Annotated in this window: 22 protein-coding genes; 4 read left to right on the top strand and 18 right to left on the bottom strand. The window is 48.7% G+C overall.

Features of this window, described 5'->3' with window-relative positions:
• The first annotated feature begins 66 nt into the window (after window positions 1–66).
• Window positions 67–1485 carry an amino acid permease gene (locus ACWJJS_RS00920; RefSeq protein WP_004393284.1) on the top strand — a complete coding sequence of 473 codons (1419 nt, stop codon included), beginning with the start codon at window positions 67–69 and terminating at the stop codon, window positions 1483–1485.
• Window positions 1486–1526: 41 nt separating this feature from the next.
• On the opposite strand, the gene ACWJJS_RS00915 is transcribed toward ACWJJS_RS00920, so the two are convergent.
• The 7 genes from ACWJJS_RS00915 to ACWJJS_RS00885 all read right to left on the bottom strand — a co-directional run bounded on the left by ACWJJS_RS00915 (window position 1527) and on the right by ACWJJS_RS00885 (window position 7715).
• Complete coding sequence (locus tag ACWJJS_RS00915) at window positions 1527–2828, bottom strand: pyrimidine-nucleoside phosphorylase (RefSeq protein WP_278071444.1); 1302 nt, start codon at window positions 2826–2828, stop codon at window positions 1527–1529.
• A gap of 27 nt (window positions 2829–2855) precedes the next feature.
• A complete protein-coding gene (locus tag ACWJJS_RS00910; protein WP_004393280.1) occupies window positions 2856–4037 on the bottom strand; it encodes a NupC/NupG family nucleoside CNT transporter in 1182 nt (393 codons plus the stop codon).
• Between the two features lie 92 nt (window positions 4038–4129).
• A complete protein-coding gene (gene deoC / locus ACWJJS_RS00905) occupies window positions 4130–4798 on the bottom strand; it encodes a deoxyribose-phosphate aldolase (RefSeq protein WP_004393277.1) in 669 nt (222 codons plus the stop codon).
• Window positions 4799–4888: 90 nt separating this feature from the next.
• Window positions 4889–5830 (bottom strand): sugar-binding transcriptional regulator, encoded by a 942-nt coding sequence (locus ACWJJS_RS00900; RefSeq protein WP_004393275.1) that lies wholly within the window; start codon window positions 5828–5830, stop codon window positions 4889–4891.
• 70 nt (window positions 5831–5900) lie between these two features.
• On the bottom strand, window positions 5901–6713 hold the full coding sequence (yidA, locus tag ACWJJS_RS00895) for a sugar-phosphatase (RefSeq protein ID WP_071392479.1): 813 nt from the start codon (window positions 6711–6713) through the stop codon (window positions 5901–5903).
• A gap of 68 nt (window positions 6714–6781) precedes the next feature.
• On the bottom strand, window positions 6782–7306 hold the full coding sequence (locus ACWJJS_RS00890) for a hypothetical protein (RefSeq protein WP_014306122.1): 525 nt from the start codon (window positions 7304–7306) through the stop codon (window positions 6782–6784).
• Window positions 7296–7715, bottom strand: a complete 420-nt coding sequence (locus tag ACWJJS_RS00885) for a lipocalin family protein (RefSeq protein ID WP_060673806.1) — start codon at window positions 7713–7715, stop codon at window positions 7296–7298. The genes ACWJJS_RS00890 and ACWJJS_RS00885 overlap by 11 nt, the downstream gene beginning before the upstream one ends.
• A gap of 111 nt (window positions 7716–7826) precedes the next feature.
• Here ACWJJS_RS00885 and ACWJJS_RS00880 point away from each other — a divergent pair, with 111 nt between their 5' ends.
• Together ACWJJS_RS00880 and ACWJJS_RS00875 are read left to right on the top strand one after the other, a co-directional pair.
• Complete coding sequence (locus tag ACWJJS_RS00880; RefSeq protein ID WP_004393267.1) at window positions 7827–8213, top strand: hypothetical protein; 387 nt, start codon at window positions 7827–7829, stop codon at window positions 8211–8213.
• Between the two features lie 160 nt (window positions 8214–8373).
• On the top strand, window positions 8374–8736 hold the full coding sequence (locus ACWJJS_RS00875) for a hypothetical protein (RefSeq protein ID WP_007407823.1): 363 nt from the start codon (window positions 8374–8376) through the stop codon (window positions 8734–8736).
• 50 nt (window positions 8737–8786) lie between these two features.
• Here the strand turns inward: ACWJJS_RS00875 and ACWJJS_RS00870 are convergent, their stop codons facing one another.
• A complete protein-coding gene (locus ACWJJS_RS00870) occupies window positions 8787–9179 on the bottom strand; it encodes a hypothetical protein (RefSeq protein WP_004393261.1) in 393 nt (130 codons plus the stop codon).
• Window positions 9180–9308: 129 nt separating this feature from the next.
• Between ACWJJS_RS00870 and ACWJJS_RS00865 the strand changes: the two genes are divergently transcribed.
• Window positions 9309–10271 (top strand): iron-hydroxamate ABC transporter substrate-binding protein, encoded by a 963-nt coding sequence (locus tag ACWJJS_RS00865; protein WP_004393259.1) that lies wholly within the window; start codon window positions 9309–9311, stop codon window positions 10269–10271.
• A 40-nt stretch (window positions 10272–10311) separates the two neighbouring features.
• On the opposite strand, the gene ACWJJS_RS00860 is transcribed toward ACWJJS_RS00865, so the two are convergent.
• The 10 genes from ACWJJS_RS00860 to ACWJJS_RS00815 form a co-directional block, all read right to left on the bottom strand.
• Entirely contained in the window at window positions 10312–10659 is a 348-nt protein-coding gene (locus tag ACWJJS_RS00860; protein ID WP_004393256.1) for a YxeA family protein, read from the bottom strand.
• Between the two features lie 13 nt (window positions 10660–10672).
• Complete coding sequence (yxdM, locus tag ACWJJS_RS00855) at window positions 10673–12541, bottom strand: ABC transporter permease YxdM (RefSeq protein ID WP_454023231.1); 1869 nt, start codon at window positions 12539–12541, stop codon at window positions 10673–10675.
• Complete coding sequence (gene yxdL / locus ACWJJS_RS00850; protein ID WP_326243693.1) at window positions 12516–13289, bottom strand: ABC transporter ATP-binding protein YxdL; 774 nt, start codon at window positions 13287–13289, stop codon at window positions 12516–12518. The genes yxdM and yxdL overlap by 26 nt, the downstream gene beginning before the upstream one ends.
• A 144-nt stretch (window positions 13290–13433) precedes the next feature.
• Window positions 13434–14411 (bottom strand): two-component system sensor histidine kinase YxdK, encoded by a 978-nt coding sequence (gene yxdK / locus ACWJJS_RS00845; RefSeq protein ID WP_326243694.1) that lies wholly within the window; start codon window positions 14409–14411, stop codon window positions 13434–13436.
• The gene (gene yxdJ, locus ACWJJS_RS00840) at window positions 14408–15097 is read right to left on the bottom strand and encodes a two-component system response regulator YxdJ (protein WP_454023230.1); all 690 of its coding nucleotides are present in this window, start codon (window positions 15095–15097) and stop codon (window positions 14408–14410) included. The genes yxdK and yxdJ overlap by 4 nt, the downstream gene beginning before the upstream one ends.
• Before the next feature lie 107 nt (window positions 15098–15204).
• A complete protein-coding gene (gene fba, locus ACWJJS_RS00835; RefSeq protein WP_454023229.1) occupies window positions 15205–16077 on the bottom strand; it encodes a class II fructose-1,6-bisphosphate aldolase in 873 nt (290 codons plus the stop codon).
• Between the two features lie 2 nt (window positions 16078–16079).
• The gene (iolI, locus tag ACWJJS_RS00830; RefSeq protein ID WP_007614866.1) at window positions 16080–16922 is read right to left on the bottom strand and encodes a 2-keto-myo-inositol isomerase; all 843 of its coding nucleotides are present in this window, start codon (window positions 16920–16922) and stop codon (window positions 16080–16082) included.
• Between the two features lie 87 nt (window positions 16923–17009).
• Window positions 17010–17879: a sugar phosphate isomerase/epimerase family protein gene (locus ACWJJS_RS00825; protein ID WP_015387482.1), complete on the bottom strand. Its 870-nt coding sequence runs from the start codon at window positions 17877–17879 to the stop codon at window positions 17010–17012.
• Window positions 17880–17897: 18 nt separating this feature from the next.
• Window positions 17898–18932, bottom strand: coding sequence for a Gfo/Idh/MocA family protein (locus ACWJJS_RS00820; RefSeq protein WP_167860556.1), 1035 nt, complete (start codon window positions 18930–18932; stop codon window positions 17898–17900).
• 22 nt (window positions 18933–18954) lie between these two features.
• On the bottom strand, window positions 18955–20250 hold the full coding sequence (locus ACWJJS_RS00815) for an MFS transporter (RefSeq protein ID WP_094247355.1): 1296 nt from the start codon (window positions 20248–20250) through the stop codon (window positions 18955–18957).
• Window positions 20251–20258: the final 8 nt, after the last annotated feature.

Below are 20258 nucleotides of genomic sequence, written 5' to 3'. Positions count from 1 at the left end.
AAATCCGGCACGCGTGCTCTCGGCTGCCGGAAGATTCTCATGCCACGCAAAAAGGGGGAGATCACGATGGATGTTGATCAAGGCGGCAATCAACTAAAGCGCACGATGAAAAGCAGGCACTTATTTATGATTTCATTGGGAGGGGTCATCGGCACGGGGCTGTTTTTGAGCACAGGGTATACATTGAGCCAGGCCGGGCCGGGCGGGACGATCGCCGCTTACCTGATCGGCGGCTTGATGATGTATCTTGTCATGCAGTGTCTCGGAGAATTGTCAGTAGCCATGCCTGTGACCGGTTCATTTCAAACGTATGCGACAACGTTTATCGGGCCGTCCACGGGTTTTATGGTCGGTATCATGTATTGGGTGAATTGGGTGGTGACGGTAGGATCGGAGTTTACAGCTTCCGGTATCCTCATGCAGCGCTGGTTTCCCCACAGCAGCGTCTGGATGTGGAGCGCGATTTTCGCGGCTCTCCTTTTTGCCGCCAATGCATTCTCCGTTAAATTGTTTGCAGAAACAGAGTTTTGGTTTTCCAGCGTCAAAATCGTCACCATCCTTTTATTTATCATCTTAGGCGGCGCCGCGATGTTCGGTTTGATTTCATTGCACGGTTCGGGTGAAGCTCCGATGCTGTCGAATTTCACCTCACACGGCGGACTGTTTCCGAACGGCTTTCTTGCGGTTTTCATCGCAATGATTTCCGTAAGCTTTGCCTTTTCAGGGACGGAGCTGATCGGAATTACAGCGGGTGAAACCGCCAATCCGGCAAAAGATATTCCGCGTTCGATCCGAAATGTCGCCTGGAGAACGGTCATCTTTTTTATCGGCGCCATTTTTGTGCTGTCCGGACTGATCTCCTGGAAGGAAGCCGGTGTGATTGAAAGTCCGTTTGTCGCGGTCTTTTCCCAGATCGGTATCCCATACGCCGCAGATATCATGAACTTCGTGATTTTAACGGCTTTGCTTTCGGTCGCCAACTCCGGACTGTATGCTTCCACCCGGATGCTGTGGTCTCTTGCGAATGAAAACATGATCAGCGCCCGGTTCAAAAAAGTCACGCCGAAAGGCATTCCGCTGAATGCTCTGCTCGCCAGCATGGCCGTTTCCTGCATATCCTTGATCTCAAGCATCGCCGCCCCGGGCACGGTCTACGTAGTGCTCGTGGCAATAGCCGGATTTGCCGGCGTCGTGGTGTGGATGAGCATCGCCCTGTCTCAGCTGTTATTTCGAAAACATTATGTAAAAAACGGCGGACGCGTCGCGGATCTGACCTTCCGCACACCGTTATACCCTCTCGTTCCGATCGCCGCTGTGATCTTATGTTTCGCTTCATGCGTAGGCCTTGCATTTGATCCCAATCAAAGAATCGCCCTCTTCTGCGGAATTCCTTGTATGATCCTGTGCTATCTCATTCGTTTTTTGAGAAAGAAACAGCCGAAACAATCCGTCCGTGACATTCATTTGGATAAAACCATGCCATAAAAAAAAAGGCGCATACTGATGAGGTATGTGCCTTTCTTCTGTTATTCCGTAATCAGCGTATGAATCAGTTTCGGCGCTGCCGCTTTTTTTGAGATACGGATGTTGTCATAGACTTTGGCGGTCACGTCGTCAACGTTTTCGCGGTTGGCGTAAAGGGTGACGAGCGGCTCGCCTTTTTCGACGTTGTCACCGACTTTTTTGCGGAGCATAATACCGACGGCAAGGTCGATTTCGTCCTCTTTTGTCGCACGTCCCGCGCCTAACAGCATCGCTGCGACACCGATTTCGTCAGCGACGATTTCTGAAACGACACCCGCTTCTTTTGCCGGAACGTCAATTTTGTACGCCGCCTGCGGAAGTTTGGACGGTTCGTCAACGACGGAAGCGTCTCCTCCCTGATTGCTCAGGAACTCTTTGAACTTTTCAAGCGCTTTGCCGTTTTTCATGACTTCCTGAAGCTTCGTTCTCGCTTCTTCCAATGTCTCAGCTTTTTTCGCCAATACGACCATTTGGCTGCCGAGCGTGAGGACGAGTTCGTTTAAGTCTTCAGGGCCTTCCCCTCTTAATGTATCAATGGCTTCTTGTACTTCCAGGGCATTCCCGATCGCAAAACCGAGCGGCTGCGACATGTCAGAAATCACGGCCATCGTCTGGCGGCCGACGTTGTTTCCGATGCGGACCATTGCTTTGGCGAGGTTCACGGCGTCTTCATCCGTTTTCATAAACGCGCCGGCTCCCGTTTTGACGTCAAGCACGATGGCATCTGCTCCGGCGGCGATTTTTTTACTCATAATTGAGCTTGCGATCAGCGGGATGGAATTCACCGTACCCGTTACATCACGCAACGCATACAGCTTTTTATCAGCAGGCGTCAAGTTCCCGCTTTGTCCGATGACGGCTACCTTGTCGCGGTTCACAAGCTTGATGAATTCATCTTTTGACAATTCCACGTGGAAGCCTTCGATCGCTTCCAGCTTATCAATGGTTCCCCCCGTATGGCCAAGGCCCCGGCCGGACATTTTAGCGACGGGAACGCCGAGCGCCGCGACGAGCGGAGCGAGTACGAGAGTTGTCGTGTCGCCGACCCCGCCCGTAGAGTGTTTGTCGACCTTAATGCCTTCAATGGCGGAGAGATCAATCGTTTCCCCTGAATTGACCATCGCCATTGTCAGATCGGCGCGCTCCTGATCCGTCATATCCTGAAAGTAAATCGCCATAGCAAGGGCGCTTGCCTGGTAATCAGGGATGCTTCCGTCCGTATATCCTTTTACGAAAAATTGAATTTCTTCTGTTGTCAGTTCTTTTCCATTTTGTTTTTTTACAATAAGATCTACCATTCTCATGATCTATCACCTGTCCTTCATTTATGTTCAGTGAATCAATCCGACGATCGCTGCTGTCAGGAAGCTGACGAGCGTTGCGCCGTACAGCAGCTTCAGCCCGAACCGCGCGACGACGTTTCCTTGTTTTTCATGCAGCCCTTTCACCGCACCGGTAATGATTCCGATAGAGGAGAAATTCGCGAATGAGACAAGGAATACAGATACCACTGCCTGTGTATGCGCGCTGAAATGGAAATCGCCGGATGAGAGCGTCTGCATCGCCACAAATTCATTCGATACCATTTTCGTCGCCATAATGCTTCCGGCGCTCACCGCTTCATTCCACGGAATACCGGTTAAAAACGCAAACGGCGCGAATACATATCCGAGCAGCGCCTGGAATGTAATGCCGAAGACCGCGTTAAAAACGCCGTTGACCAGGGCAATGAGTGCGACAAATCCGATCAGCATCGCCGCTACGACAACGGCGACTCTGAATCCATCCATTATATACTCACCGAGCACTTCAAAAAAGGATTGCTTTTCTTCTTCAGGAACGACGATCAAATCCTCTTCTTTGCTGACGGTGTACGGGTTGATGATAGAAGCGATGATAAATCCGCCGAATAAGTTCAGCACAAGCGCCGTCACGACGTATTCAGGCTTCAGCATCATCATGTAAGAACCGACGATCGACATTGAGACCGTCGACATTGCGGACGCGCAAAGCGTGTATAAGCGCTGTTCAGTAAGATAACCGAGCTGTTTTTTCAAACTGATAAAGACTTCTGATTGCCCTAAAATCGCGGATGCGACAGCGTTGTAAGATTCGATTTTCCCCATTCCGTTCACCTTGCTTAACGCAAGTCCGATATACTTCGTGATAAAGGGGAGGACCTTCCAATGCTGCAGAATTCCGATTAAAGCGGATATAAAGACGATCGGCAGAAGCACGCTCATGAAGAACGTCGTCTGTTTCGCATTCACAAGCCCGCCGAATACAAAGTTAATCCCTTCTGATGCATATTCCAGCAAGTAGTTAAATCCTTTTGCAAAACCGCCGACAAGAAAATTCCCGATACCGGTGTTGAGGAGAATATAACCGAGAATCAGCTGCAGCACGAGCATGACGGCGATCGGCCGGATTCTGATTCTTTTTTTGCCGTTGCTGGCAAGCCAGGCAAGACCTAAAAACACAATGATTCCGATAATTCCGATGAGATACTTCATATGTGTTCTCCTTTTATTTGTATTCGCTTACAATTTTTTATGCATCAACAAAGAAAGAGGATGGCGGAAGCTTTCGGCTTCCGCACTGCTGATTAATAGTCGCTGCTGCCGCTGTCTCCGCCGCTCACGATAGAGACGCCCGCACTTGCGCCGATCCGGCTCGCGCCCGCAGCGATCATGCTGTCAACATCAGCTTTTGTTCTGATGCCGCCTGATGCTTTGACCCCGATGTCCGGTCCGACTGTTTTTCTCATGAGAGCGATATCTTCAGCCGTTGCCCCGCCTGTAGAAAAACCGGTAGACGTTTTGACGAAATCGGCGCCTGCGGATACCGCCAAGCGGCACGCGCGCTCTTTTTCTTCATCTGTCAAAAGGCATGTTTCGATGATCACTTTGACGAGCGCTTTTTTATCAGCTGCTTCAACTACCGCGCGGATATCAGCTTCAACCGCTTCATCATCGCCGTCTTTTAATGCGCCGATATTGATGACCATGTCCACCTCAGTGGCTCCTTTTGAGATGGCATCCTTCGTTTCAAATGCTTTTGTTTCCGATGTCGTTGCGCCGAGAGGAAATCCGATAACGGTGCAAACGTCAACTCCGGTGCCCTTCAGTTCCTCCGCTGCGAGTTTGACCCAAGTCGGGTTCACACAAACGGAAGCGAATTTATATTCTTTTGCTTCTTTTATCAGTTGTAAAATATCCGCTTTTTGTGTATGCGGTTTCAAAGCAGTATGGTCTATTTGACTTGCAATTGACATTGTATGCACTTCCTTTTTCCTAGGATACGTTTAGAATAACCGAATTTTGAACATATGTAAATTGGTAATTGAAATTATGTTCATGAATTGTCACAATTCTTGAATGAGTTTTTTGGCCGTATGCTGATCGGTAATCAAAACGTTGGCGTACTTTCCTTTCAGGGCACCGTGAATGGCCTTGCATTTTCTGCTGCCGCCCGCCACCAGAATCGAACGCTCTTTCATTTTCAAGTCGCTGAGCTCGACTCCGATCGTCCTGCCGTTAATGCTGCTGCTGCAAATCCTGCCTTCCTCGTCAAAAAAGCGCGAACAAATATCGCCGACTCCGCGTGCTTTCAGCAATTGTTTCTCTTCTTCCCGGAAATAGCCGAGTCTGAAAAGCAGCGCCTCATCCCGGACGGTTCCGACCGTAAACAGGGCGATATTGGCTTGTCTGCCCATTTCAATGATCCGCTTAATATGCCTGTCCCGCTCGACCATCTGCTTCACATCAGCGCTGTCAAATATAACCGGCAGCGGCAAATACCTCGGCATGGTCTGAAATGCTTCGGCGAACAGCTGAATCGTTTCTGACGAATACGTATTGACATTGGAATGACTGATGCCGCCTTTCAGCTGCACGACTTCAACGCTCTTTACCTGCTTCGGCTCCATGCGGCTTGCGATCTGATACATTGTCGTCCCCCAGCTTACGCCGAGTATATCGCCGTCCTTTACGGTTTTATGCATATAGTCTGCGCCATAGCGGCTTAAGTAATGTGTAATGGCCTGGTAATCGTCGCTTGGAGAAAAGACGACGTGCGCCTCAAGCAGCCCGTATTTTTCTTCCAGCTTTGCGCCGAGTTCGTCCAGATCCTCAAACGGATCCATGACGCGAATTTGCACATACCCTTTTTCCTTTGCGTACTGAAGCAGCCTTGAAACGGTGGGGCGTGACAGATTAAGCCGTTCGGCGATCTGCTGCTGGCTGTAATCTGATTGATAATATAGTTTTGCCGCTTCTATGCTGAGCTGCTGTTTTTCACGATCCATGTCGCGCCTCCCCTCTCCGCTTATCATATCACCAAAACACGCGGTAAAAAAGCACCCTCTGATGGGGTGCCTATTTTTTCAGCACAAGCTCCTGAATCGCATGCGCCACGCCGTGTTCGTTATTTGATTTCGTTTCAAAATCAGCAATCTCCCTTACTTCCGGGATGGCATTGGCCATTGCCACACCGCAGCCGGCCCACTGAATCATGGACATGTCGTTGCCGTTATCGCCGATTGCCATGACGTCTTTCTGTTCAATGCCGAGTTTTTCGGCCAGCAGCTTGACCGCGTTTCCTTTACTGACTTTCGGATGAAGAATCTCATGGAAGAATGGCGCGCTTTTGACCATTGTGTATGTTTCCCTGAATGATTCCGGAATGGAAGCGATCGCTTTCTCCAGCTTGTCCGGATCATCAATGAACATGACTTTCGGAATCAGAATATCCTTCGGCACTTCATCGATCGTGCGGAAATGAAGCGGCACTTTCGTAATGTATGATTCGTATACCGTGTATTCACTGATATCCCGGTTCGGCGTGTACAGATTGGCTGTGTCAAAGTAATGCATCGGGGTATCCAGCTGTAAGCTCAGCTCGTAAAGCGACTCCAAATCTTCAAAGCCTAATGACTGCTCGGCCACGACACCGTTTGTATACGTATTTTGGACGAGTGCGCCGTTATAGGCAATCACAAAGTCGCCTTCTTCCTGTAAATTCAGCTCTTCCAAATACCGACGCACGCCGCCGATCGGCCGTCCCGTGCACAGGACGATATTGACCCCTTCCGCTTTGGCGGCATCAAGCGCCCCGCGGACTTCAGCCGTCACTTCATGATGATCGTTTAATAGTGTTCCGTCCATATCTATTGCGATTAACTTGTACATCCTGCATCTCCTTTGTATCCTTTTCTGCTTATGCTTTCATCATATCGTTTTTTCGTTTCAATGAAAAATCAAACGGACAAGTTTCTCCGCCTTCTCTTCGTATACCGGGCCTGCCTCCGGATGCGGGGCCGTCTTTTCCCCTTGTCAGCTTGTTCGCCGCCGTCATCTGTTTTCTGCTTCAAGAGCATCAGCCCCGCCGCAAAGAAAGGGACGGCCGCTATGTCCAGAAGGGCAAGCTTTATTCCCATCGCTGCGGGAAAGTATGCCCATAATGAACGGCTGTTCCGCCTGATCATGATATAAGAAACGATTTCCAGCAGGATAAACAGAGCGTTCACCCATAAGTAAATGAGCATCGCCGCAAACAGAAACAGCAGGAGCGTATTCCGCAGCGTGCCGGAAAACAGAAGAGCGCGCATCATATCAAAGAATGAAAAAGACTGCATGCTGCCGTTGACGACATTGGGATTATAAATGGTAAAACGCCCGAACTGATCAAAAAGCATAAAAAATAACCATAACAGTGAAAACCATTGAATGATATGTACGATGACACCCGTCAAAACGAGTCTGTCGGCAGCCTTATTTCTCATGTGCATCCTCCCCGCCGGTTTTTATTCTTGTCATTGTTTTTGTTTCTCCGTATATCTTCCAAATGAGCGTATCGTTTTTTCCTCTTTTCAACGTGCTTTTGACGGGGTGCGGATGTCCGAGGTATTCAATCTCGATCGTTCCGTCCGTGTTTTGTGAGATCACCTTGTAAACATCTGAGGGCATGGGAACCTCGCCGCGGCCTTTAATGACCTGCTTTGTCAGCACGCTGTCTTTCGTAAACGTAACGGTTTCAGATCTGACCCCGTCCATCGGGCCCGGTTTCAGCCCCGCATCCCATGTCCCGTAATAAAAAGGGGGTTCGTCTGCTTTCTTTTGCGAGCAGCCTGTTATCATGACGCATCCAATAACAAGAACCGTCATGATGAAAATCCGTATGTTCCGCAACATGATCACCTTCTTTTGAAGCTTTTTTTACGCCTGTAAGTTAGGCGGATGCCGTGGCACTGTGCAATTGACTACATAGTGTATAAAGACTTCACTAGATAAGGAGAATGATGAATGAACCCATATCAGTACTACACCCCATCTGCCTATTTCCCTCAGCAGCAGGAATACGAAGTGAGCCCCGTTGAGTATGAGCCGTATCAGCAGCAGGAAAGCTATTATTATGCGCCCCCTCAGTCTGAAGAGCGGCAGCCGACGGCTTTAGAACGGAGAGTCGCCCAGCTTGAAAGACAAAACGCCCAGCAAACGAGAGAGCTCACCCGCCTCTCACAAGAAGACCAGCGCCAAAACCGGGAAATCACGCGTATGAATGAGCAGATCAGACGGCTGAGCCAGTCCATTGAAATCCATACCCGCCGCTTAAACCGTTTGAATCAGCGCCTGCGCGCAGTCGAAAACAGACTCAATATTCCTTTTCACGCTACAGAAGGCGGCTTCTGAGAAAAAGGGCCGGAATACAAAGCTCGACAGGCCATCCCGAGCCTTGTATTCCGCTCTGTACATAACAGGTAAATATTTGAATCCTTTTCTTGCATGAATGCCTCTCCTATTCTTTCACATGATAAATGTGTAAAATCAATCACTTCAGGAGGTCTTCATGATGTATCAAAACCAATACAGCGGAAATCAGCTGCAGCAATGCCGCCAAACAGCACAGCAGCTTATTCAGCAGACACAGCAAAGCAGTCAGCAGTACAAGCAAATGCTCCAGCAGGAACAGCAAAACATTCAAATGCTTCAGCAGATGCTTAACCATGAACAGCATGCCGTTCATACCATTCAGCAAGCGCTGCAGGGGCATGAAGCGGCCATTCAGAAATGCCAGCAAATCGTGAATGTGTGCAATCAGCTTCAGCAGGAAGTAAGCGGACACATGCCTGCACCGATGGCAAACGCTAATGTTTCTTCATTCCCGCAAACACAGCATCACACACCGTTTCAGCAGCATTCATACCAGCAATAGGCCGGTCATGCAGATGACAAAGCGCGAGATACCGGCTTTGTCATTTGTTTTTATCTCTGTTTTGTCAGATCAATGCGTTGAGCGGGTTTTCCGCCGAATTTTTCCTCCGCCTCATGCCTTACCGCTTCAAACGCTCTTGCTTCGACGTTTTGTTTAAACACATCAAGCTGTATTAAATAAGCCGCCCGCACTTTCAGCCCGTGGATGATGGAGATGACCCATAAAGGCAGCACGATATACACGCCCGGCGTGCTCGGCAGCACAAAAGCAATTGCTAAAATAATAAAATAGATAAGTCCGTATTTCAGCCATTTTTTGTTCTTGGCCCGGTAGCCGATATAGAAAAAGGCCAAGAAAGCGGTCAGCCCAAACGGCGCGAAAGTCAGCAGCAGCCACCAGCTGTGCAGCACTTCCCACCAAGTCCCTCTTTTCGTAATCAACATTCATTCCTCCTCCTTTACTACTATAACATGGATAATCAAGGAAGGTTTTCTATAAAAAACATAGACGGAATGACGTCTTCCTGCTATATTAATAATGATAATCATTATCACTGAAATAGGGGGATCATTATGAAGAAACAATCATGGCTGATCGGCCTGGCACTTCTGCTTGTTTTCGCATTAAGCGCTTGCAGCGGCGCGAAGGAAAACAACGGATCGGCATCAGGCAAAGGAAAGACAGACATGCGTACATATGAATCAACAAAAGGAAATATTGACATACCCGCACATCCGAAACGGATCGTCACTGACTTTTATGCAGGTGAGCTGCTGTCCGTTGACGCAAATGTCGTCGGGGCGGGCTCATGGGCTTTCAAAAATCCGTTTATCAAAAAACAGCTGAAAAACACCACGGACATCGGCAATCCCGTCAATGTGGAGAAAGTGATGCAGCTGAAGCCTGATTTAATCGTGCTGATGAAGGATGACCAATACGAGAAACTATCGAAAATCGCACCGACGATTGTCATTCCTTTTAACACCGCAAAGAATACGAAAGATACGGTCAGCCTATTCGGCGACATTGCCGGGGCGAAGGATAAAGCCAAAAGCTTTATGGCAGACTTCAACAAAAAGGCCGAAGCCGATCAAAAGCGCCTCAAAAACGTGATCGGCAAAGACGAGACAGTCGGCCTTTATGAAACGACAGATAAAGGCGAAATCTGGATTTTCAATGACAATTCCGGCCGCGGCGGCCAAGCCGTTTATAACGCGCTCGGATTGAAAGCGCCGGCCAAAATCGAAAAAGACATCATGAAAACGGGCGCCATGAAACAGGTTTCCCAAGAGGTCATTCCCCAATATGCGGCTGATTATATGTTCATTACCGATTACAATCCGAATGGAGAAAGCAAAACATTTGAGCGTCTGAAAGAGTCATCCGTTTGGAAAAATCTCGATGCCGTAAAAAACAATCGTGTCTTTATCAACGATTTCAACACCTTCTATCCGTATGACCCGATTGCCGTCAGCAAACAGATGGATATCATCACCGACATGCTGATCAAACGGGCTGAAGAAAATAAAAAATAAAAAAAGCGGCACAGTCATGACACTGTGCCGCTTTTCATGTTCACTTTAATTTTGACTGTACGGAGCCCGGCATATCTTCAAATCTGACTTCTTCCCAGGTCTCGACATACTTTCCTTTCGCCTTCACCTTCAAATACGCGTTCTTCCGAAGGTCTTTCCCGGCGAAAAAGGTCACTTCTTCTTTTTTCCCGGATGCGTTATATCCGTCTAATGTATACTCAGTACCGCCCGGGCTAAGATGTTTGCCATCTCGATCAATCTGTACATAAACATCTTGCTGGTGAATAAACGGATTAAATCTGTCTGTAACATCATTATGAAAAAAGAGAAGTCCGTATATGACGGCAGCGGCCGCCAAGACGGCCAGGATTGCCAATGCTTTTTTCATCTGTGCACTCCCCTTACTTGTTCATTTTTTTCAAATAGCTTGTCCGCACCGCGAGGAAGAACAGAAGCTGAAAGATGAAAAACCCTCCGATGGTCAGACTGAGCGGCCCCGCTACATCGGAATAGCCTTCCACCGCCAATGTTCTCAAAGCAAACAGCGTATGCATGACGGCAATGACGAAAGGAAAGAAAAAGAGAATCGCCAATTGTATCGTCACGCTTTGTGCCATTTCACGCTCACTCAGACCGATTTTGGCCAATGAACGGTAGCGCTCCCGGTCCTCATCTAAATCGGTGAACAGCCTGAAATATAAGAAACTCGCTGCCGCGACAAAGAAGATGATCGCGATAAACAGGCCGATGAATAAACTCAGGCTCGGCAGCTGCACCGTATCATAGTACGTCCCGGCTTTTGCCATAAAATCAGAATGCACGTCGATATAGTTGCCGTAAATCTCATTTTTCAAGGATTGGCTGATCCCAAGACTGTCTTTCCAATGATCATAGCTGTAGCCGTATAATGACGCTTTCTCACCGAGTGATTTCAGCTGATCAAAGGTTTGATCGTTCACCGCGATGATGGCATTCAGTGAAATCAGCGGTTTTTTGACTTCTTTTACCGTCAGTTTTTGGTCAGACGGCTTGCCTTTTTGGTTCAGCAGCTTCAGCTGATCCGGCGCTTCGTTTTTGAAATTGCGGTCATACGTGCCCGGGAAATAGACAGCCTCACCATGTTTCAGCCCGTTCAGCTTGACATGGAAGTATGTTGACACATCCGATTCGCTGATCATGTAAACAGGCGGAACAGTACCTCCTTCCTGATAGCGGACATAGGAAACATTTATTTTGTCTTTCTTATACGTAAAGCCGTGTGTTTTCAGTTCATGATCAATATCTTTCAAATGAGTCTGTTCTTTCGGGTTATTGCTGAAAGATAAATACTCCATCTCATAGGCGGACTCTTCCGCCCCGACGGTCGATTTGTACATCGCGAGCACGCCCGTCGCCGTAAAGGCAACTGCGGAAATAATGCTGACGATAAAGAACAGGCGGGCGTTGTCTTTTAAACGATAAACAAGATCAGAAACCCAAATGACGTTTTTCCCGCGCAGATAAAAGGTTTTCCACTTCTTCAGCGCGCGCAGAATCCAGATGCTGCTTTGGCTGAAAAAGAAATACGTGCCGATGACGGTAAGCAGTAAAATGATGAACGGCTCGGTCCCGTGGACATTGCCTTTCAGAACCATGCCGTACCCGCCGCACAGGCAGGCGATGCCGAATAAGGACAGAAGCACGGACGGCTTCGGCTCCGGCTTGATCTTGTCAGTGCCCTTTATTAATTTGATCACCGTATTTGATCTGACAAAAAGGATCGTGAACTGCGATAAAAGGAAAAATAAGAGCAGAAATCCGCCGGCCGTAATGCCGAGCGCTTTCCAAGGCATGTACAGAGGCAGCGCGTCCATTTCTAAAATATAAGCGCCGACCGTAAAGAACGTTTTCGAAAAAATGAAGCCTCCGATAATCCCCGCTGCGATCGACATGACGCCGATGATCATGTTTTCCGCCGTAATGAGCTTTCTCAGCTGCACCGGCGTAATACCCTGCATCAGCAGAATACCGAATTCTTTATTTCTCGATTTCAAAAATGCGTTAACCGAATACAGAACAAATAAGAAAGAAAAAACAAAGATCATCCATTCCGCGGCGGTTAAGCCTTTTTTGGCGATGTTATTCAGGTAGCCTTCCTTTAGTGCCGGATGAAACAGGAACATCGCAAAGGTAAAGAAAATCAAAACGGAAAAGGCGCTGCTCAAGAAGAATGCAAGATAGGCCCTTTTGTTTCTCGTGACGTTTTTATAAGCGAACTGAAGAAAGGTCATTTGCGTTTCCCCCCAGCATAGACAGCACATCAAGAATCTGCTCATAAAAGACTTGGCGGTTTTCCCCGCGGTAAATCTCATTAAACAGTTCGCCGTCTTTTATAAAGATGACGCGGCGGCAGTAGCTTGCCGCAACCGGATCGTGGGTCACCATCAAAGCCGTGACATGATCATCCTGATTCAGGCTCTGCATCGTTTCCATGACATCTTTTGACGCTTTGGAATCAAGGTTTCCCGTCGGTTCATCAGCCAGAATAAGTGACGGCTTATGAATGACCGCTCTTGCGATGGCGGCCCGCTGGCGCTGTCCGCCGGATACTTCAAACGTCCGTTTATTGAGCAGGTCTTCGATTCCGAGCTTTTTCGCGATGTCGTGCAGTTTTTCTTCCATGACAGACGGCGCTTCTTTTTCAAGCGTTAACGGCAGCATGATATTTTCACCGATTGTCAGCGTGTCCAGAAGGTTGAAATCCTGAAACACAAATCCGAGCTGCTTGCGGCGGAAATGAGCGAGCTTTGTCCGCTTCAGCCGGTGCGGGTTTTCTCCGTGAATCAGGATATCGCCTGAATCCGGCCGGTCGATCGTTGAAATGATATTCAAAAGTGTTGTTTTTCCGGAGCCGGACGGTCCCATCACCGCCGTGAACCCGCCTTCTTCTATTGAAAATGAAATTTGTTTTAAAGCTTGATAGGATACTTGTCCTTTATAGGTTTTATTTATATGTTTGACTTCAAGCATATTCGCCATGAGAATCCTCCTTATGGTTTTATTCTTGTTGATCTGGGCTGCTTTCATGTAGTGCCGGGGCATTCAGCATAAAAAATCCCCTTGACGTAAATCCATGTTATCAAGGGGAAACAGAATGAGCTATGTTGTTTTCTTAACGCAGTCTTACATTTTTGTAAGAAATGAAAATCGGACCGATGTCCCTTCACCGGGGGACGAGCTGATGTCCACCGTATGATTGAGCTTGCCCGTAATTTCTTTGACGAGATGGAGGCCGATTCCCGTAGATTCTTGGAAACGCCGCCCGTTTTCGCCGGTGTAATAAGGGTCAAACACCCGCTTGATATCTTGCGAGGGAATGCCGACACCGTAATCTTTGACTTCAAGCACCGTCCTGTCTTCATCGCGGAAGACATTCAGCTCCAGTCTGTCACTCTTGCCTGCCGAATATTTGACCGCATTTGTGACGACTTGGCCGATCGCAAATTTGAGCCATTTGGCATCGGTGTAAATCTGATGATCATCGCGAATATCCATTTTCGGATAGACGCGGTACTGAATAAAAAATCGTTTATAGCTTTGAATGACCGATTGGAGAAGCTCTGATAAGGAAACCGCTTCGACTTTAAAATCCCGCTCAAACAGGTCAAGCCTTGATGAATAAAGAAGCGTCTCCAGCCCGAATTCAATCTGCCGGACCTCTTTTTTGATTTGTTCAAAGACGGGCTCATCCTCTTCCTGAATGATTAAATTAATGACCGACAGCGGCGTTTTTACTTGGTGCACCCATTGATTCATATACGTCACCCGCGCGTCGAGTTTGGCTTCGGTTTCATGGAGCTTCTGGTGCTGCAGCCGGGTCAGCTCCATCTGCTTCTCATACAGCTCTGAACAGAACACTGAAGAACCGAGATACGGGATGTCCGTCCCTTCCTGCTCCGAGCTGAGCCAATGATACACACCGCGGTCTTTGTACCAGCGATAGGCGAGATACCCCGCCAAAATAAGAAGCTGCACGCCCAATATGTAAAACAGGTGGGAAAAAGAATGAAGACCCGCAAACCAGTAATAAAAGAAGACAAACAGCCCTTGAAGGAGAAAAAGCAGAATCAGCACGGCATGAGACCGGAAAAACAGCTTCATGACAGCGCCCTCAGCTGGTAGCCTTCGCCCCGCACCGATTCAATGGAAACAGGCGCATTCAGCTCCCGCAGTTTTTTTCTGAGCCGCGTGATATACACGTTAAGCGTATTATCATCGACGAAAATGTCGGTGTCCCACGTTTTTTCCATGAGCCGGTCCCGACCCGTCACCTTTTCTCCCCGCTCCAGCAGCACTTCCAAAAGCTTGCTTTCTTTTTTAGAAAGCTCGCTTTTTTCGTCCTGAAAGCGCAGTTCAAACCGTTCCATAAAGAGCTGCACACCGGCATATTCAACCACTTTCTCTCCCTGCTTGGCGGCGTACTCTCCGTATGCCCTGCGGATCTGGCTTTTGATTTTCGCCAGCACAATATCATAAGAAAACGGTTTTTCGATATAATCATCTCCGCCGTTTTCAATCGCCATCACCTGATCCATTTCCCCGCTTCTGGCTGAGATGAAAATGATCGGGCTTGTAGAATGCTGGCGGATCTGGCGGCACCAATAATAGCCGTCATAAGACGGCAGGTTGATATCAAGCAGCACCACATCAGGCTTTTCCCGCAAAAAGACATCAAGAACAGCCGTGAAATCCGCGGCGGCCACGGTTTGATATCCGTATTTTTCAAGGTAATTCTGCAATAGTCCGCGAATGTCTTCACTATCTTCCACAATCATGATTTTATTCAAACTGAACCACTCCCGTTTCTTACGCTGCTGCCATCATCATAATCGTTTCGGGCGTACGGACGCAACACCGCACAAAAAAACCGCCATCTTGGCGGTTTCCGTTTTCATCAGCCGACCTGCTGTTTTACGGCTTTACCGACTGATCCGAACTCTCTCATTTTGCTTCGCACCGTCTCTTCCACGGCTTCAATGCCGGGTGTCATGTAGCCGCGCGGTTCGTACAGATCGCCGTTTTCCTGAAACATGCGTCGTGTTTCGTCTGTCCAGGCTACCATACATTCCGTGTTGATATTGATTTTCGCGTGGCCGAGCGTGATGGCTTTTTTGATCTGATCCTGCGGAATCCCGGATGCTCCGTGGAGAACGAGGGGAATATCAGTCATGCGGGAGATAGCCGCCATTTCTTTAAATCCGAGATTGGGCTCGCCCTGATATTTGCCGTGGACGGAGCCGAGGGCGGCGGCCAGCGCATCGATATTGGTTTCTTTCACGATCCGCTCACATTCGGCGATATCGGCATAGCGGACCCCGCCGACCAGCCCGTCTTCCATGCCGCCGACCGTGCCGACTTCTGCTTCTACTGAGACGCCGTGCTTTGCGGCATAATCGGCGACTTCTTTTGTCATCGCGATGTTCTCATCAATCGGATGATGAGAGCCGTCAATCATCACTGAGCTGAATCCGGCGTCAATGGCCTGTCTGCAGCGTTCAACACTGCTTCCGTGATCAAGATGGAGCACGACGGGAACGGTAATCGACATTTCTTCCATTAACGCGCCGACCATGGCGGCAATCGTTTTAAACCCGCCTAAATAGTCGACCAGACGATCGGAAGCCGCGGCGATGACCGGCGATTGCTCTTTTTGCGCCGCTTGCAGAATCGCCTTCGTCCATTGGAGGCCGTTGATATTAAACTGGCCGACTGCATAATGCTCCCGTTTCGCTTCTGCAAGAAGATGTTTCATGGTGACAAAAGCCATGTTCACGCCTCCTTCATGAAGTATTTTGATACGACGGCTTCCGTTGTTTCCTTTGCCGTTTTGATCGTTTCCTCCGCAGTCAGCTTATAATATTCAGGTCTGAACAGCTCTACGGAGACAACATCATTGAATCCGATTTCTTTTAACGCTGACAGATGGGCGTCTAAGTCAATCGCACCCTGCCCAGGCCAGACGCGGTCTTCATCCGTTAAAAAGCCGATCGGAAAGTCTTCTGTATCGTCGATATGATAGATGAAAATTTTCTTTCCGTCCGCCTGCTTCAAGCTCTCAATATTGGAGCCCATCGCGTGGAAATGGAAGCTGTCAAACACCAGTCCGACATTATCGCGGCCGACAGCGTTCACGATGTCATACGCCTGTTCAAATGTATTGACCGTGCATTGCGGGTGGCCGACAAATTCAAGGGCAATGTTTACGCCGTACGGCTCCGCGATGTCCGAAAGCTCAGTCAGCACCTCTGCGCTGCTCTTTTTGATTTCTTCTTTCAAGATTTTCCGCTCTGTCACAAGCGGCACGGCCACCACATATTTCACGCCGAGCGTCCTGCAGGTTTCCATCATGCTTTTGAATTCCGAAATGATCTCCCTATAGCCCTTCTCATCACGGTTGTTGAAGAAAACCAGGGCGTTCAGGGCAAGCGGTTTAATGTGATGGGTTTGAAAATATTCCGCCAGATCGGCCAGTGAATGGTCTTTTAAGTATTCCGGCAGCTTATCCATTGTGCGGATTTCAATATAATCATAGCCGTGCTTTTCGCACAGTTCTAAATCCTGTTTCAGGTTTGAATTCTCCAGCGTAGTCGCTTCATTAAAGCAAAGTTTCATGTCAGCCTCTCCCATCCGCGTTTTCGATATGAAGGGAGTCCGGCTGAAGGGCTTTTTTGCCCCGTTCCGCCGAACTCCATACTCAGCTTATGCCATACCCAGTTCTTCTTTTAATTTCTTAAGCGTGGTCCGGCTTGATTCATCCGCTCTTTCGCCGACCCAAGCAAACACGGCGTTCGTCGCAATTCCGTCGAATTTCATCTCTCTCATCTTTCTGAAAATCGTCTCAAAATCGACCTCGCCTTGCCCGATGTCCAAATGCTGGTGAACCGTTACTTTCGCGTCAGGCGGATTGACGATGTAACGCAGGCCGTGCGCCGCTTTATGATTAAAAGTATCTGCAAATAAAACATGCGTGAGGCGGTCGCCGGCTTCATCAAACATGGTTTCGATATCGCCTTTGCCGTCATCATAGAAGAACGTATGCGCAGTTGAGTAGACAAGGTTGATCCAATCCTTATCGAGCGCGCGGATCATATCCATCGCACCTTTGTGCGTTTCGATAAAATCGTATGGATGGGCTTGAAGATTGAGTTTAACGCCTTCTTTTTCAAAGACGGGCAGCAGCTCATCCATGGATTTGATGAATTTTTCTTCACTTGTCAACGGATCATACTTTGAACCGCTGAATTCACTGTTCATCAAATCCACTTCAAGTTCAACCGCAATTTCGATCGCCCGTTTCCAGTTGCGCACGGCGGCCTGTCGGCGGTCTTCATCAGGACCCGCCCAGTGGTAAAGCGGAAGAAGAGAGGACAGCTTCACACCTGTATCCTTTAAAAGGCGCTTCAATTGTTTGATTTTTGCTGAATCGACTTTCGGATATTTATAGAAAGGACAAAAATCCTCGCGCGGGGACAGTTCGATATATTCGTATCCGAGCTCCGCCGTTTTATAGACCATTTCCTCTAATGTTAAATCATCGCGGTACATGGATGGATCTAAGGCCAGTTTCATTTTTTCACTCCCGATCTATTATTTGTTCACAGTCGTAAATGATTGATAGAATGCCGGTTTCTCTTGAAGCGCCACTGGCTCTTTCTGTCCGGATTCCTGAGCTTTTACGCACGCGTCTGTTGTCACCGCGGCAATATAACCGTCCCATGCCGTCGGACCGCTGACTTCGCCTTTTTTCCGGATCGAATCAATGAAGTCCTGAATTTCCACATCATACGCAGCCACAAATCGGCGCTGCCAGTCCATCAGAATATCGGTGCTGAATTTCCCTTCTTTTCTCAAGCTGATGCTTGACGGTTCCGGAAGCTTGATAACGCCGTCTTCCCCGACGATTTCACATTGAATGTCATAGCCGTATTTACAGTTCACGTAGATTTCGGCATTGATGACAATGCCGCCTTTTGTTTCGATGATGACCATCTGCGGATCTTTCAGATGCGGCAGCGCATTTTTTGATTTCTTCGGATAGATGACCTGTACGAATTCATAGTCGTCATTGACGAGCCAGTGGAGAACATCAATTTCATGAACGAGCGTATCGACGACGGCCATGTCCGTTGAATAATTCGATGCGACTGTCGGGTTGCGGTGCGCACAGTGAATCATCAGCGGCTCGCCGACCGCACGGTTGTCGATCGCTTCTTTCAGCTGAACGTAACCGCTGTCATATCTGCGCATGAAACCTACCTGCACCAATCGTTTTCCCGTCTTCATTTCTTCCTCGACAATGCGCATACAGCCTTCTGCCGTTGTCGCAAGCGGCTTTTCACAAAACACGTGCTTGCCGTGCTGAATCGCTTTCAACACGCTGGACTCGTGAGCCGGGCCCCAGCTTGTCACTAAGACAGCATCCACATTTTCAGCAGCGAGGAGGCTGTCGTCATCAGGATAAACGGAGGCGTTCAAATTGAAATGCTGAACGGTCTGCTGCGCGGCCTCCTCATTCACATCTGTGACAGCGGTAATTTCCGCTCCGGACAGCTTATTTGTGATGCGGTTGATGTGCTCTTTTCCGATAGCACCGGTTCCGATAACACCTATACGTAAATTCATTGATCGCCACTCCTTCTGATAATCAAATAATGGTTCTCGTCTTTTTTTTCCCGCTGCCGTCCTGAGGAGCACCGTACAGTTCCTCCTGTATCTGTTCAAGCGACTTGCCGGACGTATTCGGTGCGAAAACAAGCCCGATGATCATACTGGCCGTCACACATATGAGCAGAATACCGGCCATAAAACCGATGCCGAATTGTGACATGATGACCGGCACAAATAAACTCCAAATGCCGATTGAAATACGGACGAGAAAGAACATGAGCCCTTGTGCTGACGCTCTGTGTTCTGTCGGGAACAGCTCGCTTGCCCACAGCTGGTAGTTCGCCTGCTGGCCGGCTCCGTTATTGATGCCGATCGCTAAAACAAACAAAAGCAGCATCGGGAGCCCCTGAAACGGCAGCAAAAACAGCGACCAGCCGACAACAGCCATAAAGGCGCAGATTCCGAACACCGTTTTCCGATATTGATCTGCAAAAGGCATGAAGATACAGGCGACGCCGAGACCGGTGAAGATAAACAGGGCCATCTGCAGAATGTTGGCCGTATTTGCGGATACGCCGCCGACCTGCTGGTAGATGTACGGCATAAAGAATCCCATGACGCCCGCGGCGAGATTCCATACGAGAAACACACCCATTAAAAACAAAATGTTCTTGAAAAATTTCGGCTGAAGCAAGTCAAAATAAGATGTTTTTTTCACGGCGGCAGGGCGCTCTTCACTGTTTTTCCAGGCATCCGACTCAGGTAAACGCTTTCTTATCACATATGTGATCAGGGCGATCACCAATAGATGCGCAAAGACAATTTTATTTCCTAAAAGCCCGAGGTCACCGACCACAACGGATAACAGCAGAACCACAACGGCTCCGGCGGCCCACGCCACCTGCGCCACTCCGCAATGCCTCGCCCGGTTTTTCTCAGGGGCGTTTTCCGCGATAATGGTCCATGAAGCCGTAATATCCGCGCCTACAGAAATCCCGATAATCATGTATCCGCATAACAGCATGGGAAAGTTGAATCCAAACAAAACCAAACAAATTCCTAAAGCGTAGACGAGCATACTGTTTGTATATACAGCTTTTCGGCCGACCTTATCAGCCAAATACCCGCCGAGCAGCGCTCCGACGGCCGCTGATATCGCGTTTGCGCTGAAGGCGCCGAGCAATCCGATCTGACTGTCGGACAGCTTCAAGTAGCTGACCCACATAGATAAACCCGCTGATCCTGCCACGATGGAACCTGCATCAATGTAATTTGCTAATGCTGCGGCGATGGTCCGTTTGCTGAAAGCTGATTCCGCCTTGGCACGATTCATATAAGTCC

This window comes from Bacillus sp. JK106, assembly GCF_053663355.1.
The sequence above is the reverse complement of the archived record's forward strand: the minus strand, read 5'-3'. Positions and strand labels throughout refer to the sequence as shown.

Bases quoted from the DNA above. Each gene is read 5' to 3' on its own strand.
- ACWJJS_RS00920 (WP_004393284.1), top strand. From the start codon at position 67: ATGGATGTTGATCAAGGCGGCAATCAACTAAAGCGCACGATGAAAAGC.
- ACWJJS_RS00915 (WP_278071444.1), bottom strand. From the start codon at position 2,828: ATGAGAATGGTAGATCTTATTGTAAAAAAACAAAATGGAAAAGAACTG.
- ACWJJS_RS00910 (WP_004393280.1), bottom strand. From the start codon at position 4,037: ATGAAGTATCTCATCGGAATTATCGGAATCATTGTGTTTTTAGGTCTT.
- deoC (WP_004393277.1), bottom strand. From the start codon at position 4,798: ATGTCAATTGCAAGTCAAATAGACCATACTGCTTTGAAACCGCATACA.
- ACWJJS_RS00900 (WP_004393275.1), bottom strand. From the start codon at position 5,830: ATGGATCGTGAAAAACAGCAGCTCAGCATAGAAGCGGCAAAACTATAT.
- yidA (WP_071392479.1), bottom strand. From the start codon at position 6,713: ATGTACAAGTTAATCGCAATAGATATGGACGGAACACTATTAAACGAT.
- ACWJJS_RS00890 (WP_014306122.1), bottom strand. From the start codon at position 7,306: ATGAGAAATAAGGCTGCCGACAGACTCGTTTTGACGGGTGTCATCGTA.
- ACWJJS_RS00885 (WP_060673806.1), bottom strand. From the start codon at position 7,715: ATGTTGCGGAACATACGGATTTTCATCATGACGGTTCTTGTTATTGGA.
- ACWJJS_RS00880 (WP_004393267.1), top strand. From the start codon at position 7,827: ATGAACCCATATCAGTACTACACCCCATCTGCCTATTTCCCTCAGCAG.
- ACWJJS_RS00875 (WP_007407823.1), top strand. From the start codon at position 8,374: ATGTATCAAAACCAATACAGCGGAAATCAGCTGCAGCAATGCCGCCAA.
- ACWJJS_RS00870 (WP_004393261.1), bottom strand. From the start codon at position 9,179: ATGTTGATTACGAAAAGAGGGACTTGGTGGGAAGTGCTGCACAGCTGG.
- ACWJJS_RS00865 (WP_004393259.1), top strand. From the start codon at position 9,309: ATGAAGAAACAATCATGGCTGATCGGCCTGGCACTTCTGCTTGTTTTC.
- ACWJJS_RS00860 (WP_004393256.1), bottom strand. From the start codon at position 10,659: ATGAAAAAAGCATTGGCAATCCTGGCCGTCTTGGCGGCCGCTGCCGTC.
- yxdM (WP_454023231.1), bottom strand. From the start codon at position 12,541: ATGACCTTTCTTCAGTTCGCTTATAAAAACGTCACGAGAAACAAAAGG.
- yxdL (WP_326243693.1), bottom strand. From the start codon at position 13,289: ATGGCGAATATGCTTGAAGTCAAACATATAAATAAAACCTATAAAGGA.
- yxdK (WP_326243694.1), bottom strand. From the start codon at position 14,411: ATGAAGCTGTTTTTCCGGTCTCATGCCGTGCTGATTCTGCTTTTTCTC.
- fba (WP_454023229.1), bottom strand. From the start codon at position 16,077: ATGGCTTTTGTCACCATGAAACATCTTCTTGCAGAAGCGAAACGGGAG.
- iolI (WP_007614866.1), bottom strand. From the start codon at position 16,922: ATGAAACTTTGCTTTAATGAAGCGACTACGCTGGAGAATTCAAACCTG.
- ACWJJS_RS00825 (WP_015387482.1), bottom strand. From the start codon at position 17,879: ATGAAACTGGCCTTAGATCCATCCATGTACCGCGATGATTTAACATTA.
- ACWJJS_RS00820 (WP_167860556.1), bottom strand. From the start codon at position 18,932: ATGAATTTACGTATAGGTGTTATCGGAACCGGTGCTATCGGAAAAGAG.
- ACWJJS_RS00815 (WP_094247355.1), bottom strand. From the start codon at position 20,250: ATGAATCGTGCCAAGGCGGAATCAGCTTTCAGCAAACGGACCATCGCC.